14 protein-coding genes are annotated in these 15422 nt (G+C 58.4%); 3 read left to right on the top strand and 11 right to left on the bottom strand.

The window, feature by feature from the left end:
- Positions 1-3 precede the first annotated feature (3 nt).
- Complete coding sequence (locus ACGHU1_RS02040) at positions 4-504, bottom strand: low molecular weight protein-tyrosine-phosphatase (protein WP_390582898.1); 501 nt, start codon at positions 502-504, stop codon at positions 4-6.
- A 67-nt stretch (positions 505-571) separates the two neighbouring features.
- Between ACGHU1_RS02040 and ACGHU1_RS02035 the strand changes: the two genes are divergently transcribed.
- A complete protein-coding gene (locus ACGHU1_RS02035) occupies positions 572-2323 on the top strand; it encodes a DUF885 domain-containing protein (RefSeq protein WP_390582896.1) in 1752 nt (583 codons plus the stop codon).
- Positions 2324-2345: 22 nt separating this feature from the next.
- Here the strand turns inward: ACGHU1_RS02035 and ACGHU1_RS02030 are convergent, their stop codons facing one another.
- The 3 genes from ACGHU1_RS02030 to ACGHU1_RS02020 form a co-directional block, all read right to left on the bottom strand.
- A complete protein-coding gene (locus ACGHU1_RS02030) occupies positions 2346-3701 on the bottom strand; it encodes an ABC1 kinase family protein (RefSeq protein ID WP_390582894.1) in 1356 nt (451 codons plus the stop codon).
- A 172-nt stretch (positions 3702-3873) separates the two neighbouring features.
- Positions 3874-4056, bottom strand: a complete 183-nt coding sequence (locus ACGHU1_RS02025; protein ID WP_390582892.1) for a YqaE/Pmp3 family membrane protein — start codon at positions 4054-4056, stop codon at positions 3874-3876.
- Positions 4057-4207: 151 nt separating this feature from the next.
- A complete protein-coding gene (locus ACGHU1_RS02020; protein ID WP_390582891.1) occupies positions 4208-4981 on the bottom strand; it encodes an SDR family NAD(P)-dependent oxidoreductase in 774 nt (257 codons plus the stop codon).
- Positions 4982-5091: 110 nt separating this feature from the next.
- Between ACGHU1_RS02020 and ACGHU1_RS02015 the strand changes: the two genes are divergently transcribed.
- Complete coding sequence (locus ACGHU1_RS02015; RefSeq protein ID WP_390582889.1) at positions 5092-5559, top strand: DUF3429 domain-containing protein; 468 nt, start codon at positions 5092-5094, stop codon at positions 5557-5559.
- A gap of 170 nt (positions 5560-5729) precedes the next feature.
- On the opposite strand, the gene ACGHU1_RS02010 is transcribed toward ACGHU1_RS02015, so the two are convergent.
- The 7 genes from ACGHU1_RS02010 to ACGHU1_RS01980 form a co-directional block, all read right to left on the bottom strand.
- Entirely contained in the window at positions 5730-6509 is a 780-nt protein-coding gene (locus ACGHU1_RS02010; protein WP_390582887.1) for a hypothetical protein, read from the bottom strand.
- Entirely contained in the window at positions 6506-9130 is a 2625-nt protein-coding gene (locus ACGHU1_RS02005) for a DEAD/DEAH box helicase (protein ID WP_390582885.1), read from the bottom strand. The genes ACGHU1_RS02010 and ACGHU1_RS02005 overlap by 4 nt, the downstream gene beginning before the upstream one ends.
- Positions 9130-10674 (bottom strand): site-specific DNA-methyltransferase, encoded by a 1545-nt coding sequence (locus tag ACGHU1_RS02000; RefSeq protein ID WP_390582884.1) that lies wholly within the window; start codon positions 10672-10674, stop codon positions 9130-9132. Before ACGHU1_RS02000 ends, ACGHU1_RS02005 begins: the two co-directional genes overlap by 1 nt.
- Before the next feature lie 136 nt (positions 10675-10810).
- Entirely contained in the window at positions 10811-11569 is a 759-nt protein-coding gene (locus ACGHU1_RS01995; protein ID WP_390582882.1) for a hypothetical protein, read from the bottom strand.
- 52 nt (positions 11570-11621) lie between these two features.
- Positions 11622-12206, bottom strand: a complete 585-nt coding sequence (locus tag ACGHU1_RS01990; protein ID WP_390582881.1) for a hypothetical protein — start codon at positions 12204-12206, stop codon at positions 11622-11624.
- A 92-nt stretch (positions 12207-12298) separates the two neighbouring features.
- Complete coding sequence (locus ACGHU1_RS01985) at positions 12299-12838, bottom strand: hypothetical protein (RefSeq protein WP_390582879.1); 540 nt, start codon at positions 12836-12838, stop codon at positions 12299-12301.
- A 73-nt stretch (positions 12839-12911) separates the two neighbouring features.
- Positions 12912-13841 (bottom strand): exonuclease domain-containing protein, encoded by a 930-nt coding sequence (locus tag ACGHU1_RS01980; RefSeq protein ID WP_390582877.1) that lies wholly within the window; start codon positions 13839-13841, stop codon positions 12912-12914.
- Positions 13842-14018: 177 nt separating this feature from the next.
- Here ACGHU1_RS01980 and ACGHU1_RS01975 point away from each other — a divergent pair, with 177 nt between their 5' ends.
- A complete protein-coding gene (locus ACGHU1_RS01975; protein ID WP_390582875.1) occupies positions 14019-15272 on the top strand; it encodes a hypothetical protein in 1254 nt (417 codons plus the stop codon).
- The last annotated feature ends 150 nt before the right edge of the window (positions 15273-15422 follow it).

Raw genomic sequence — 15422 nt, 5'->3', positions numbered from 1 at the left:
CGGTCAGTCGTTTGCGGCGGGGATTTTTCGCGCAATCATCTTCACCAACGCATCAGCCGCGACACTCACGTCTTTCCACGCGGTTTCGAAGCCTTTCATGTCGCCATAATACGGGTCTTTCACCGCTGTGCCCTCGCGCCCTTTGACAAGGTCCATGAGCAGCGCGACTTTTGCAATTCCGTCCAGAGGAGCCTTTGCTTTGATCGCGAACAGATTGGCTGTATCGAGGGCGAAGATATGATTGAAACGGCGAAAATCTTCCGCTTCCAACTGGCGTCCGCGCAGCCCCGAAATATCCACATCGTGCGCGGCTGCGGTCGCGATCGCGCGGTCATCGGGCGCTTCGCCAAGGTGATAGGCGGCCGTGCCGACGGAATCGGTCACGCAGTCAAGACCGGCCCTTGCGGCAGCACTGCGAAACGCACCCTCGGCCATCGGGGAGCGGCAGATATTGCCTAGACATACAAAAAGCACGCCCGTTCGTTTGTCGTCATTGCCTAACATCGATATCCATTAACGCCGCAATCGCGGCAATGACAACACCTTCACGGGCAAAATAGGAGTGAATATTATGCGACTGTTAACCATGGGGGCCGTCTTGGCTCTTGCGCCGTTGGCTCCTGCCTTTGCCGGTCCGGTGGAGGATTACGAGGAACTGCGCGAAGAGGTGTGGCAGGCCGCGCTCGATGCGTCCCCCCAGCTTGCAACCAGCATCGGCGACCGGCGCGGGGACGGGCAGCTGGGCGATCTGTCGGTGGCCGAATACGAGCGGCAGATTGCGATGGCGCGTGTCTATCTCCAGCGCCTGGAGGCGATAGATGCGGCCGCTTTGCCAGCGGCAGAACGGATCGATTACGAGGTGCTGAAGAGCAGCATCGAAGACCAGATCGACGCATCGCAGCACGCGCATACAAGATATGTGCTGTTCAACACGTTCAGCGGGTGGTTTTCAGGCTTTGCGTCGCTGCCCAACCGCTCGCCGTTTTTTACCCTGGCTGATTACGAGAGTTATGTGGCGCGGCTGGAGGCGTACCGGGCCTATAACGGCCAAGGCATTGCGCGCAGCCGTGAAGCGGTGCGCCTGGGCCTGACGCAGCCATGCGAGCCGATGGAGGGTTTCGACGGCAAGATCCGTCAGCAACTGGTGGACAATTATACCGAATCGCCGTTCTGGCGGCCCTTTGCAGGCGAGCGGCCCGGCTCAGTTTCCGAGGCGGAATGGGAGGCTTTGAAAACCTCCGCTGCTGCGGCGATTGAGGGCGGCGTGCTGCCCGCTTACGAAGAATTGCTCAGCTTTTACCGCGCGGAATACGGACCCAATTGCCGCACCGGCACGCCCGGCGTGCTCGAAACGCCCGGCGGCGCGGAATATTACGCGCACCGCGTTCGCAGTTTCACAACCACCGACATGACGCCCGATGAAATTCACGACCTCGGCCTGCGCGAAGTTGCGCGCATCCGGTCCGAAATGGAGGCGGTAGCCGCGGAGGCGGGCTTTGCCACGCGTGAGGCGTTTATCGAGCACCTGCGCACCGACCCGCAATACTACATGACCGACGGGCAGGAATATCTGCGCTATACGCAGGCGCTGGCAAAAAAGATCGACGGTTTCATGCCAAAGCTGTTCGGCAAATTGCCGCGGCAGCCCTACACCGTTGAGCCGATCCCCGCCGCCAATGCGCCGGGTAACACCACCGCGTATTACGAGCCGGGATCGCTGGAAACGGGGCAGGCGGGGATTTACTGGCTGAACCTCACCGCGCTCGACCAGCGCCCGCTTTGGGAATTGCCCGCGCTTGGTGTGCATGAAGCGGTGCCGGGGCACCACCACCAGATCGCGCTGCAACAGGAGCTGGATATTCACCCGCTGCGGGCCAACGGCGTGTTCTTCACCGCCTTTGTCGAGGGGTGGGGGCTGTATTCAGAGCGGCTCGGGATCGAGATGGGTCTATACGATACGCCGGCAAAAGAGATGGGGCGGCTGTCCTATGAAATGTGGCGCGCGACGCGTCTTGTCGTCGATACCGGCCTGCATTCCAAGGGGTGGAGCAAACAGCGCGCGGTCGATTACATGCTCGACAACACCGCGCTATCGCCTGCGAATATCGACGCGGAGGTCAATCGGTACATGACGTGGCCGGGTCAGGCGCTCGCATACAAGATCGGCGAGCTGAAGATCCGCGAATTGCGCGAGCGTGCCGAGGATGCGCTGGGCGCGGAATTTGACCTGCGCGCCTTCCACGACACCGTGCTGGAGAACGGATCGGTGCCGCTCAGCGTGCTGGAGGATTACGTGGACCGCTGGATCGCCGCTCAATTGTAAAAGGCAGCGGCGGCGGGTTAAGTCAGGCTGCTTTCACGGGGAAGGGCTCGGTATCACTGAGCACCTTTTCCGTGATGCGGCGGACATTTGCCTTTGCTTTCAGCCGCGCGCCTAGCAGGGCGGTGCCGCTTACCTTGCGCTGGACAAATAGCGTTTCGACCGGCGGGAACGCCCACGTGTCCTTGTCCTGAGCGATCTCCCACCCTTCCTCGCGCAGCAGCGGGACAAAGGCGCGGTCGCCGAAATCGAACGGTTTGTCCTCGCGCATTTCGTTGACCACAATTTCGATCATGCGGTCGACCCGCTCGCCGTGCTTTTCAACCACGATCGGCATCATGAAACCGGCCTTGATCGTCTCTTCGCGCACGCGGTCCTTGTCGCCTGCCATGCCCGCTTCCAGCATCGCGCGGTAGGCGTTGGCAACGCCCTGATCGACATCGCGGCATGCGCCGAAATCGAGCAACACGATATCGCCGCTGTCGGGGCGATAACGGAAATTGGCGAAATTCGGGTCGGTCTGCATTACGCCGAAATCAAACAATTCGCGCGCCACCAGTGTCAGCAGGCGCGAATAAATCTCGTCGCGGCGTTCATCGGTTTCGTTGGCGAGTTCTTCGATGCTCACGCCTTCTTCGAAACTCATCGCCAGAATGCGGTCGCGCGTCAGCCCTTCGTGCAGGGTGGGCACGATAAAGCCGGGCGTTCCGGCCAAACGCTGACGGTACAGTTCCATCTGCGCGCCTTCGCGGCGGTAATCGGCTTCTTCGTGAAGCTGTTTCTTCGCCTCGACCAGCAGCTTGTCGATCTCCAGTTCGGGCGGGGCAAAGCCTGCGACTTTGAGCAGGGTCATGACGTTGTCCACATCGCTGTCGATGCTTTCCGCGATGCCGGGGTACTGCACCTTGATCGCGAGCTCCTCACCATCACGGGTCATCGCCTTGTGAACCTGCCCGATGGAGGCGGCGGCGATAGGGCGCGGGTTGAACCAGCGAAACTGTTTGCGCCAATCCGGTCCCCATTCGGCGCGAAGCACGCCGTCCAGCTGACGCGCGGGCATGAAATTCGCCTGATCGCGCAGCGTGGCGAGAATGTCTGATAGTTCGGCGGGCAGAAAATCGCCCGCATCCATGCTGATCATCTGCCCCATTTTCATCGCTGCACCGCGCAGGTGAGAGAGCCGGTCCGCCATGCGTTGGACGTTGCCGGGGGTCAGGATCAGGTCGCGCGGGGAAAGGCTGTCGCCTGTGCGAAGGCGGCGCGCACCCTCTGCCACCATGCCGCCTGCGACCCCGCTGGCGAGCCTGCCGAAACTGGCAAAGCGCGATACGCGCCCCGATGGGACGGAGCGTTCGCGCGAACGGTCGGATTTGTCGGACATGGTTTCTCGTATTTAAAAGTTGGTTTGATCCCTGCTGTTCCAACGGCGCGGCGGTGCAATGTTTCCCGCAGCCGGGTGAGATGATCTGAATTGCACGCCAAAACGACTTGGGCCCGGGAATAAACCCGGGCCCAAACCGCTCGATAATCGTCGAGAGAATTAGTGTGTCAGATTACGCAAGAGCGCGTGATCCGCCCGCAACATAGTTCACGTAGAGACCGTGGATCAGGCCGGGGATAAAGAAGATCAGCGTCAGTACGAGGTTGATCAGAAAGTCGGTTCCAAGACCCTTCTTCATGGCAACGCCAAGTGGCGGAAGAAGAACGGTTGCAATCAGTGTAAGAATAGCGAGCATCGAGCAGGCTCCTTTTATGGGTTTCGAGGGTGACGCCGTATTTCGCGCCGTCGTTTGACCAATTAACGGAGCGGGGCGCGCAATCGTTCCGAAAAAACTTACGGAACCAATTGCCGGAAGGTGTGTTATTCGCGGCAATTCAGCGCATGACTTAACTGATACTTAGTCCGCCATCGACGGGTAGACACTGGCCGGTGATGTAATCGCTGTGAGATGACGCCCAGAACACCGCCAGCCCCTCCATCCCCGCGTGATCGCCTGCGCGGCGCAGCGGGATGCGGTTTTCCATCCACTTTGCAAATTTCGGATCGGCAGCGGCGGTGATGTCGGTTTCGTAATAGCCAAACAGCAGCGCATTGGCGGTGATGCCATACCGGGCAAGCTCGAATGCGGCCCCGCGTGTCAAACCGTTCACTGCCGCTTTTGATGCAGCGTAATCAGACGAGCGGTTCACGCCCATGATCGACTGGCCGGATGACGTGGCTATCAGTTTTCCCCCTCCATCGCCATTGGCCGCGCGCTCTACCATATGGCGGGTCACATGCTTGTACGTGAGCGCAGGGCCGCGCGCGTTCACAGACATGACAGCGTCCCACCCTTCTAATGTCATATCGGGAACGGCGGTGCCCGCGCCCGGCACACCGGCATTGGCGAAACACGCATCAACCCGGCCAAATGCCCGCAACGTCGCCCCCATCGCGTCTTCGATCTGCGCTTCTTCGGTCACGTCGCAGACGAAGGTCTTAACCTCCGCCGTTCCGATGGACCGCAATTCAAGCAGCGCACGCGCATTCTTCTCCGTGTTGCGCGCCCAGATGGCGACATTCGCGCCCGCTTTCACAAGGCCGCGCGCCATGCCGAGGCCAAGGCCGCCATTGCCGCCGGTGATCACGGCCACGCGGCCGGAAAGGTCGAACAGTTCCATGCGTGTTTCAGTGGCGCAATCTTACTGCGCGGGCAAGAATGCCGCTTGCATTGGGCAAGCCTGCGGGAACTGCGCGGGAACCACGCGCGCCCAAAATCGCTGGAGGCGGTATGGACACAGACCCGGACACCCCGCGCACACTCACCTCTGCATCAATCGCCCTTGGTTACGCGGGACTGCTGCCGCAGATAATCTGCGTCGCGCTCGCGATGAGCGGGCATGAATACGGCTATAGCGCGCTGGCAGGTGGGTTCGCCTATGGCGCGGCGATTTTCAGCTTTCTGGGCGGTGTGTGGTGGGGTCAGGCCATTGCCAGCGGCAAGGGCGGGCCAGGGGCGTATCTGGTCGCCGTCATGCCCAGCCTGCTATCTGTTGCGCTGTTCCTGCCGTGGAGTTTCGGGTGGGACTGGCCGGGACCTGCTCTGATGTATCTCGGCGCGCTGATCCTGCTGTCACCATTTGTGGACCGCGCACTCGGATTTGCAGCGAAGGATTTCCTTCAGCTGCGCTGGCATCTTTCCATTGGCCTTGGATTGCTGACCATTGCGCTGGGCGTGATCGCCAACCGGATTGTTTGAGGTGAAATGGTCGGGAAGAGAGGATTCGAACCCAGAATAGCGCTCAACCACAACCGCAGATTTCCGCGGGTTTTGCGGAGTTGCCTGCCTCTTGTGCAGGGCTTGTGTGTAGGCGTCCAGTGTCTGCTCAGCGGTTGTCCACGAGCGCATTCGTTCGCTGGGCGGTCTGGTCAGAAAAGCTTGTTCAACAGGTTCGGTTCGCTCGATTTCAAGCGGTCAAGCATGGTGTTGACGTAGAACATATCGGGCGCTGCGATCGTCGGCAGAACCACGACGAGATAGTCCGGCTGCTCGACGTTGAGCGTGAACGTCACCAAGCCCACGCCGTGAATGCTGCAGAGCGATTTCAGCCGGTTCATATCATCGCTGCTCGTGCTGTTCGGCACGACGATGTAGCTCTTATGGCTGAAAAACCGATAGGCGACGGCTTGTCCGAAGGCGACCACAGGCTGGCCAGGGACCGCCTTGATCTCGGCTGTGACGATCTGCGGTTCGAATTTGAAGATATCCTGCGCCCGAGGTTTTAGAACGCCGATGACATCAGGCGTGCCCCATTTGCCACCGAAGCTACTGCCTCCAAGAGCCGTGGCCACCGTCGCCTCATCATTTTCCTCCAGCCACTCCGCGAAGCTCTCGTAGAAATCCTGCTCGGTAATCGGCTGGGGTCCGTTGGACTTAACAGGTAATGCTGCGGTGGCTGCTTCTTCAGCTTGGGCATCGCTGGACTGAGCGTCAACATACTTGGCCAGCTGATAGGTTCCCCGGGCTACTTTGATGATCTCGTCGTTCGCCTGGAAAAGAACCTGAATTGCCCCGTGGATGCTGTTGGGCGGCGTTTCCGGTGCTTCGTTGTGGATGCGTTTAAGCAGTTCACCCCAGCGAACGCCTCCTTCCTCTTTGTCGAGGATGTCGAGCGCCTGGGCATGAATCTGTTTGCGATTAAGTTTCATGCGCCGCCTCCGATTTTCGCATCAAGCCGCGCGCGGAAATCTGCGTCCTTGGATTTCTCGGCCATCCAGAATACAATGTCGCCATCGCTGATCTCTTCCAACCGGGCGCCGATATTTGCCTTCTCGCGGCTGTCATCGTTAGAAGTCCGGTCGCCACCCTTATATTCCAGTACGAGTCTGCGACCGTCCACCAATTCTGCGATGAAATCGGGGTAGAAACGGTCCGTCGACGTCGGTAGCCAATACGCGTTCTCTCCCCGAACGATGTTGCGCACCCAGTGCTTTACGTTGGGGTGCTCGTCGATTGCGATTGCGCAGTGATACTCCTCGCCATCGTCCTTGATGTCATCCGGGCGCGGATAGAAATGCTTCTGCCACTTGTATCGGCCGGAGTAAGGTTTTCGGGGGAGGTATTTGCCTTCAGCGAAGGTGAAGCCGTTATCACCGATGCCGAGCGATGGAGCGATATCGTCTAGGAGCAACTGTAGCCCGGTTTGACCGGCTTCGGCTCGAAGCTCTTTCACGCGTGCCGCGATTGCGCGGCGGAGGACATCTTTAGCCCGCACGAGGGCAGCCAATGAAAATCCCCGATCTTCGACCAGCTTCACGACAGCGCGTCTGCAATATTCGAGAAACACCGGCTGAGAGATGTCCGTTTGACGGGTCATCCGGTCAAGCCACCGCGAAAGATCGCTGGCAGTCCAGGCGGTTTCATCCTCTAGTTGTAGCGTCGTTTGGGCATTGTCGCGGCTGATACGGACCTGCCCCTCATCAACGTCCACGACGACGGTGTCCGGGGTTTCACTGATCGCGAAGCCGGGCAAATCCGCCTCAACACCTTCCAAGGTCCAGCCTGCAAGATCGAGAAGCGTCGTCGGCTCTACGAGATCCAGCTCGCCATATTGCTCCAACACAAGCCCGGGCATGGTGAAAACTTCGCCCTTTTGCGAGGGCGTGGCCGCTGCTTGTCTGCGCTCCACATGCGCCGCGATAGCCGGACGCGGATCGCCATCTCCCGCAAGTGGGGCCAGCGTTTCACCAATCTGATCGAGGACCTCGTCGCTCGCTTCCGGATCGATGACGACCGACACGCCGTCTCCCTCTCCGATGACCGTGATCGCGTCGCGCACCTGTTGAGGCATCGCCGCAAGGTCTGGCGAGGAATTCAGGCTCACTGGCGGAAGCGGCGATCGGCCGGGCATTGGCAGGACAGCGGCAGCTGCATCGGACGCCTGCTGGGCAATAATTTCGTCCCGCGCCGTGCGCTCGTCGAACCCCATAGCCACGAGTGTATCTCGCAGCTTGTTGGCTGCAGCATGAAACCCGACGCCCGTCACATGGGCGTAGGCGCGGTTCAGTTCTTCCACCGGTCTGCGCGTAGCGAACGGCATTCGAAGGACACGACCCAGAAGCTGCTCTACCGCAGTCGCGGACTGAATGTTCGCCACCGAACAGAAGACATAGGCAAAGGAACAGTCCCACCCCTCGCGCAATGCTTCTACGGTGATGACGTGTTCGACCGGGCAGTCCTCGGCGAACAGATCGATGCCGTCGAGCTCTCGCTGATCGCCAGTGGCTACCTTGATCGCCTCTTCTGCAATTCCGTGCTCGATGAGCTTTGCCTTGATCACATCGACCGTGGCCTCTGCACCTTCAGTGCGGGCCTGAGCCTGATACAATGCGATGGGGCGGATCGGCTCCTTCGCATCCGTCGCGATACGATCAAGGCCGGCGCGCTGCTGCAATGCATGGATAATCGCTGCTTCCCAACCAGCGTGCTGCGTGAGGTGGATCGGCAGCTTGATCATCTGGGCCGCCTTCAATTCTTCGGCGGTCGCGGAGACGATCACGTTGGATCTGACAGGCGTGGCGGTAAATTCGATGATGGCTGAGGGGTCGAGTCTGGCCCCCGTCTCTTCCGATAGGCCGGTCACAAAATTGTGTGCCTCGTCCACGATCATAATGGGGCGGACAAGACGCATTACGTTTGCAAAGGACCAGCTTATCTCACCGGGTCGCGGGTTCTCTCTCGTGCGCTCCCCGTCTTCGTTGCGCATCAGGCCATCAGGCAACGAACGCCCCTTGAAGAACGCTTCGAAATTCTCGTCGTCCTTGTAGACGTTACGCTGTGCAGCTTGTGCAACGCGGAATGACTGAATAGTGGCGACAAAAACATGAGCGGAGCTGGCTAGATCCTGCGGGGTTATCTGCCGCCGCTCATCGATTCCAAGGACGCGGACGTTCCCGCCAAAAGCCTTGTCCAGCGCCTGCCGGTATGGGTGGCTGGGCTTCTTGAGCGCGTCCAGTGTCTGCTCACCAATCTTCGCAGATGGAACCAGCCATAGGGCGACCGGGTATTGCGGGCCGTCTACGCGGTGGCTGTGTGCGATGCCCACGGCGTGTGCACCAAGCAGCGTCTTGCCGCCGCCCGTAGGGAGGCGGAGGCAACAATATGGCACTCGCGGTAGGGTGCGAAGTGGCTCGTAGGCAGACGCATAGAAGCCGGGATCACCAATTTGGCAGGCGATGTTGTAAGCGACAGCGTGCGGCTTGGTCACGGACTCCGAAAGGAAACAATCGAGAGCATCAAGCGCGCGCTCCTGATATTTTTTTAGCTGCATCACCGCGCCTTCACATCATACGGGGTTTGCTTGAAAGTAACTCCGGCAGCCTTCAGGCGGGCCGGCGACATGCGACATGCTTCACCGTAGATAACCCAAGGCCCGTCGTGATCCGGGAGTTCTTCTGACAGGGATGCGAGCAACGGCGCGGTCAAAACGTTCCCGCCACCGGGGCTGCGGTCTCCGAGAATGCCATTGTAAAGCAGAACATAGGCGGTGCCGTCATGCATACCTAGAATGGGCGAGGACCCCTCAAGGTTGCGCTCAACCGGATGTCCGGTTTCAGCGAACCATATATGGGCTGCTAAGGTATCGAATTTTATATTTGGCTCGATCCTGCCACTCGCGTCGAATGCGGGCGTGCCAAGCCGGTAGTATCGATACCCCCCACCGCCATGCCAATTAACCGCTTCGGATATTCCACCCTGTTCGCCTTCAATCACCTTATCCAGCCGAGGCTTGCAGTGACTCTCAGCATGGTCTCCCATCTCAACTCCGATCCACTTACGGCCAAGCTTGTGCGCCACCGCAGCTGTTGTGCCGGAACCGAGGAAGCTATCTAGGACGAGTTCACCGGGGTTGGTGGCGATTTGTAGAATTCGCTGCATGAGGCGCTCGGGTTTCGGCGTTCCAAAACTCACCCCAGCTCCAAAAAGCGCGTTTGCTTCCTTCTTGCTCTCGTCAGTATGCCCAGCTTCTTCGTGAGGCCACCAAGTCCAAGGAACTAGCCCTTCTACCTCTGACAGGTATCTGACTACGCTTGGCTGAGCATTCCCGTCTTTGCCCCAATATATTCGGTCCGCTTTTCGCAGTTTGAGGAATTCACTTTCAACCATTGACCAGCACCTACCCTCCGGAGGCCGGTGGATCTTTCCATTGTCCGCGACAATCTCATACATCTGGTTCGGTCGAAAACCCTGCGCTGTCATTGGAAGACCGCGCCAACGTTTTGCTGGATCGGTTTCGTGGGCGTTCTTCGGGTTCTTATAGATTTTCGCCTGCTTCTCATCCAGGGGAAGTCGATTTCTTGACGTTTTGAAGCGGTCCGGGTCTTTAGCATATACAACGATGTATTCGTGCACATCTCCGATAGACCCTCGGTTTTCGCGGGAATAGCGTTTCTGCCATACGGGGCTCGCGATGAAGTTTCTACGTCCGAAAACTTCATCCATTACTACTTTCAAGTAATGGCTTTCATTGTCATCGATGCTCACCCAGATGCTACCATCTTCGGCTAGAAATTCTCGTAGAAGAACGAGTCTAGGGTAAATCATCGACAACCATTGGGCGTGCTCAAGATTGTCGTCGTATTGGTCGAAGGCGCTGCGCGTGTTGTAGGGTGGATCGATGTATATGCATTTCACCCGTCCCGCAAAGAAAGGCAGTAGCGCTTTAAGCGCATCAAGGTTGTCGCCTTGGATTAGCATATTCGCTGGGTCGCGGTCGCCGCCGTCGAGTTCCGGCACCGCTTCCAGCATGCGATATGGCACCTTCGCCGCAGCGACGATGTCTTCGCTTCGGCTCATCCAGTCTAGTATCGGCAATTCCAACCCCTTACATTGAATTCCAGTGCTAGCCTGCTGACCGCTGTTTCGCCAGTATTGCCCAAGCATTTTCAACGCTTGTCGGTATGATGGGAAGGCACCGGGCGGACGCCGCCCGGTGCCTTCCACTGATCGATTATGCTGCTTGATCAAATGCCCCGAGAATGTCGGCCTTAAAATCATCTGCCATCCTGCGAAGCAATGGCTGTCGGCTGGCATCAGGGCGACGGCGCATGAACGACTCCAGCAATGCGAGGCATCCCGCTGGGATGCGCATGGTAGTCGCACCTTGGAGGCGCAGCCAGGCAACTAGAACCATTGCTGTTAGCAGGACATCGGATTCGCAGTGCTGCCGTATCTGCTCCCATCGAATTCGATCCGGACGGACTTCCGGATCAGCTTTGCCAAGCAGCAAGGCTACCGGAATTCCCAGCCTCAGCAGCACCTCCGACATGTGGTGCCAAGTCTTTCCAGAGCCCTTCAGCGATAGGCCAATGTCGACGCTACGCAGGTCCTTCCACCTCGGACCTTGTGCTTCCGCAAGCTGACGGGGCAGGGAAAGGTCCGCTGAGATCGCCGCCAACTGGAGGATCTGACAGTCCATTGCCAGCCCGCCATAAGTAACCAACGTATGGCTTTCATGCCGGCGAATGAAGGCGAACGCCTTCGCCAAAAGAGATGCTTCGTCCCCACATTCGTCCAGCGTCCAACTTGCCAAGGTTCCCGTCGTAATGCGGCCGAGCGCGTCGATCTCGATAGGCCACATGGAGACTGCGATAAGTTGGCGGCAGGCAATGCGTGCCTTCTCGCATGCCGGGTCGATCGATTGGTAGGCTTCTCGCAGATAGGGGTCGAAGACGCTTTCGGTATCGAGGATAAGGTATTTCTGGGTCATTCAAATTTTCCTTTCGTGGACCATCCACGCAAATCTTGTCGTTTCTTGGGGTTCAAAAGCTGAGCGGTCTCGCTCGTTCGATCTCTCGCCAGGCTTGCCAGGCTGCGCTGAAGGCGACGCGCTGCGATGCGCGTGCGAACGCCCACAGGTAAGTAAGCCAGAGGATTTGAGCTTCTTCCGGAGCGTGGCGAGCTCTTGCGAGGAGCGATGAGCCTGGTCCTGATCGACGTATGGAGAATGCTGCCGCAGTCTCGTCCAACATATCCGAACCACATTCGAACGGCATCAGGTCGAGGTCAGGCCGAAGTCGCTGCAGGATCTGTAGGTCGGTCGGTGGCGGAGGGCCGTTGTCCGTCGCTGGCAGCCCCAGGGGATGCCCAGTTTCGCATAGATCGAGTGAGATCAGCGTGGCGTTGTTTGCCACACGCGCAGCGATGCCATGGATGATCTCAGCTCTGTTGGCGTCGCCGTCAAAGGCGCGATGCTCCATATGGAAGCGCACACCGTATTCCGGACAGCGATCAACGTTGAAAAGTGCGATGCTGCGAATGAAAGAGGATTGTGTGGATTCACAGTCGCTGCGCACGATGGTAAGTGAGGCGAGACTGCGCGGATGATGCATGCCGATGCCGGCCATGAGTCAATTCCTTTTCTCTAAATGCAGAGAAGGCGGCGCACCGTGAGGCACGCCGCCTCCACGGCGGTTCAAAATTTGTACGGTTTTGGGCTTCAGGCGCGGAACGCTGCTGCGAACCCTCCATCCCATGGTTCGCCGATCGGCTGTTGATCCCAATGACGTGGATCGACGGCGACATTCTGCATCGAAGCGCGAAGGTCGGCCCATGCGTTCTCGATGCCCCGCGCAAGCTTGGCGCGGGTTGGGACCGGGCAAGTAGTGAGGATGCAACGATCATCGAGCTTGAAGGCCCGACGACGGTCTGCAGATACGAGTATGATGGGTTTGCCGCGCTTTAAACGACAAGGGTCCACTTTGATTGTCTCTACGCCGTCTCGTGTGCGGTAGAGCAATGCAAGGCAGATAAAGCTCTCGCTGCTTCGATCCGCGAACAAGGACAGCAGTTCGTCTTGACGGCCTGCAATTGCAGCCAGAGCCAGACCATCGATCGCCTCTTCGCTGGGGTAATCCAGTATTCCGAGCTTCACTGCATTTGTCCCAGGACCCGGATCAATGGGGAGATCCATTGCATCAGCGAGCGCATAGGAGAGCTTGCGGCGAGGGCATGCCTCGCCGAGATCGAAATCGACCATATTGTATTTCCCTTTTTTTAGTGTTGCGGCCTTTTGGCCGGAGCCTTTTTCCTTTCCGGAATTCAGCTCATCATCACTTCAGCAAAGAAGGCGTGGTTACCTGCGTGCGCGTCGGTAGCCACGTATCGGTCGCGCGGTATCGCTCCGTGGCAGGCAGAGGGACTACCACGGGAGGTTTGCCGATGGTGTCCTGATACCAGCGGTATTCCGCTTGGAAATCGGTCGGACGCACATGTTTGTGCCAGAGTTTGTGGCGTGGCTCTCCAGCGTAGCGATAGCGCTGATCCTTTAGATCTTCTTTGAAACAGTAGGGGGCGTTGCTAGCCTCGAACCTCCAGGCGTCGGCATCCATTGCTGCGAGCGCCTTGGACACGACGGTCTGGCCGTCGCGACACTCATGACTCAGCAACTGGATCAGAGCGAGAACGTCATCCTTTGCTCGGTGGGCTGTCGGCATGTAATAGCCGGACTGCATCATCACGTAGCCTTGCGGTCCAGGTTCATAGCCCAGATCGCGCCACGAGATATCCGCCATAGCGCAGCCCCAGGGCACCGGGGTATGCGCCCCTAAGTATTTCTCGATGAACGGTCGATCAAAGGCCGCATTGTAAGCGATCACACCGTCGCAGTATTCGAAGAGTTCGGTCAGTTGTTGGCGACAAATTGAATGCCCTGCCAAATCGGCGTCCGTGAGACCTGTGAGCTTGACGATGTCGGCAGCCAACGGATGGCCGGGATCAATCAGCCCCGTCAAAACAGACTGCACCGCGACGATGCGTGCTGCGTCGTCTACCAGCACGATGGCGGCGCACAGTTCAATGATCTGATGCCGATTGATGTTAAGTCCAGTGGTTTCGGTATCGAGCACGCAGATGCGCCGGGTCGATTCACCTTCCGGTGCGGTCCGCGGCCATTCGTCTCGAGCGCGTGTAGGCAATAACGCACGTTGATTCTGATGGTTGGCAGCGTGCATATCCCGCGGTTTCTGATTCAAATTGGTCATGAGTTTACCTCGTGTCGCGAGGTCAGCCGAAGGGCTTTTCCCTTCTCCCTAACTGACTTCGATCACAAACCTCGGCGACGAGCTTCTCTCTGCTGAAAGCCTCCATGGCTGTGGACAGCTCTTTGCACATCCACTCCGTCGCTTCGCATGAGCGCCCATTTCGCTATGAATGGTGGCATGAGCATTTCTCAGACAGAATTTGCCCGAACTTGGCTCGAGCAATTTTCTTCTTGCGACAGGAAAACAGCCGCCCTGTTGGCCGATGCGGTCATGCTGGTGAGTCACGATGCACTCTACCGCGGATTGCGCGGGCTCCTCGACGAGATTCTAGCTGAGGGAGATGCCTCTCAGGTCGAAAGACCCCTTGCACTATACGCCGAACGCGCCGTCAAAACGCAAAAAACGATTAGCGATCACGGCTGGGAATACATCGAGGTCGCCCCGTTTTTTCCAGGAACTGAAGAGGGGAGGGCGACGGGGCCTGGCGTGCCACCAGTCATAGTCGATCCCGATGATCAAGAGCTTGGGAGCGAAGGCGCGATTGCAAATTTCATAACGAGCTACCGGCGATTGCATCGAGATTTGGTGCTTAGTCACCCAGGTCCAGATAACCTTCGCGAAGCGCGTGCACGGACGATCATGATCGTCACGGACTTCATCGGATCAGGTAAGCGTGTGTGGGAGATGATCGAGGCATTCTGGCAAGTTGCCTCTATTCGAAGTTGGCATTCCTACGGGGTTATTAAGTTTGCGGTCGTCGCCTATTCCGGGACAGAAATCGGTCTAGACCTTGTCCAATCGCATAGCGCCTCCCCCGATGTAAGGATTGTTCACGCCTGTCCGACTTTATCTTCTGCATTTGAAGGTAACGAAAGGGTGGAGATCGAGCGCCTGTGCCGGGCTTTCCCCAAGAGGCATTCTTCACCACTTGGTTATGGCTTTGCCGGTGCGCTGATCGCCTTCGGCCACGGTATGCCAAACAATGCTCCACCGATATTGCATAGCAGGCGGCGCGGCTGGCGACCGTTGTTCGTCAATCGGAGTTCTTTGGCAGCCAATGAGCAATTTCCTGCCGATAACGCGGATAAGCTTGCCGAGCAGGCGCGCAGCGTCTTGCGCATTCGCACCGCCCAGAAATTTCTCGATGACCCCACAAAGCGACGTTGGGTGGAGACCATGCTGGTGCTGACAGCGCTGATCAAGGGTGCGCGTAGTGCGACGGCTGTCTCGGCAAAAACGCGGCTTCCTTTGGCAACAGTCGAGGAAATTCTCATATTCACCCGTGTATCGCACTGGACGACTCCCCGAAGGACTTTAACTGCGCTTGGTCATCGAGAACTGAGGCGGCTCAAATCACGGCGGGCACGAACGGTTGTGCTTCCCTCTGGCGATCAGCCGTATTACTATCCAACCCAGTTGAGGGCCCGGTGAGGCCGTTTAGAAATGCGCCGTGCAAGCGGCGACGGGTTCCTAGGGGACCTGGAGCGCGGGATTTCCTGCGTTCGTGTATCGGAGCGAGACCTTCGCGCTGCGCGAGACAGCAAGTCTCGGCTGGCGGTGTCTTGGACGAAACTTGCTGTC

The organism is Erythrobacter sp. MTPC3 (assembly GCF_042854385.1).
GTDB lineage: Bacteria > Pseudomonadota > Alphaproteobacteria > Sphingomonadales > Sphingomonadaceae > Erythrobacter.
Note: the sequence above shows the minus strand (reverse complement) of the source record. Positions and strands in the feature narration are given on the sequence as shown.

Excerpts from the sequence above, each read along its gene's own strand:
- ACGHU1_RS02015 (WP_390582889.1), top strand. The coding sequence starts at position 5,092 with ATGGACACAGACCCGGACACCCCGCGCACACTCACCTCTGCATCAATC.
- ACGHU1_RS01985 (WP_390582879.1), bottom strand. The coding sequence starts at position 12,838 with ATGGTCGATTTCGATCTCGGCGAGGCATGCCCTCGCCGCAAGCTCTCC.
- ACGHU1_RS02040 (WP_390582898.1), bottom strand. The coding sequence starts at position 504 with ATGTTAGGCAATGACGACAAACGAACGGGCGTGCTTTTTGTATGTCTA.
- ACGHU1_RS01980 (WP_390582877.1), bottom strand. The coding sequence starts at position 13,841 with ATGACCAATTTGAATCAGAAACCGCGGGATATGCACGCTGCCAACCAT.
- ACGHU1_RS02020 (WP_390582891.1), bottom strand. The coding sequence starts at position 4,981 with ATGGAACTGTTCGACCTTTCCGGCCGCGTGGCCGTGATCACCGGCGGC.
- ACGHU1_RS01990 (WP_390582881.1), bottom strand. The coding sequence starts at position 12,206 with ATGGCCGGCATCGGCATGCATCATCCGCGCAGTCTCGCCTCACTTACC.
- ACGHU1_RS02005 (WP_390582885.1), bottom strand. The coding sequence starts at position 9,130 with ATGCAGCTAAAAAAATATCAGGAGCGCGCGCTTGATGCTCTCGATTGT.
- ACGHU1_RS01975 (WP_390582875.1), top strand. The coding sequence starts at position 14,019 with ATGAGCATTTCTCAGACAGAATTTGCCCGAACTTGGCTCGAGCAATTT.
- ACGHU1_RS02010 (WP_390582887.1), bottom strand. The coding sequence starts at position 6,509 with ATGAAACTTAATCGCAAACAGATTCATGCCCAGGCGCTCGACATCCTC.
- ACGHU1_RS01995 (WP_390582882.1), bottom strand. The coding sequence starts at position 11,569 with ATGACCCAGAAATACCTTATCCTCGATACCGAAAGCGTCTTCGACCCC.
- ACGHU1_RS02035 (WP_390582896.1), top strand. The coding sequence starts at position 572 with ATGCGACTGTTAACCATGGGGGCCGTCTTGGCTCTTGCGCCGTTGGCT.
- ACGHU1_RS02025 (WP_390582892.1), bottom strand. The coding sequence starts at position 4,056 with ATGCTCGCTATTCTTACACTGATTGCAACCGTTCTTCTTCCGCCACTT.
- ACGHU1_RS02030 (WP_390582894.1), bottom strand. The coding sequence starts at position 3,701 with ATGTCCGACAAATCCGACCGTTCGCGCGAACGCTCCGTCCCATCGGGG.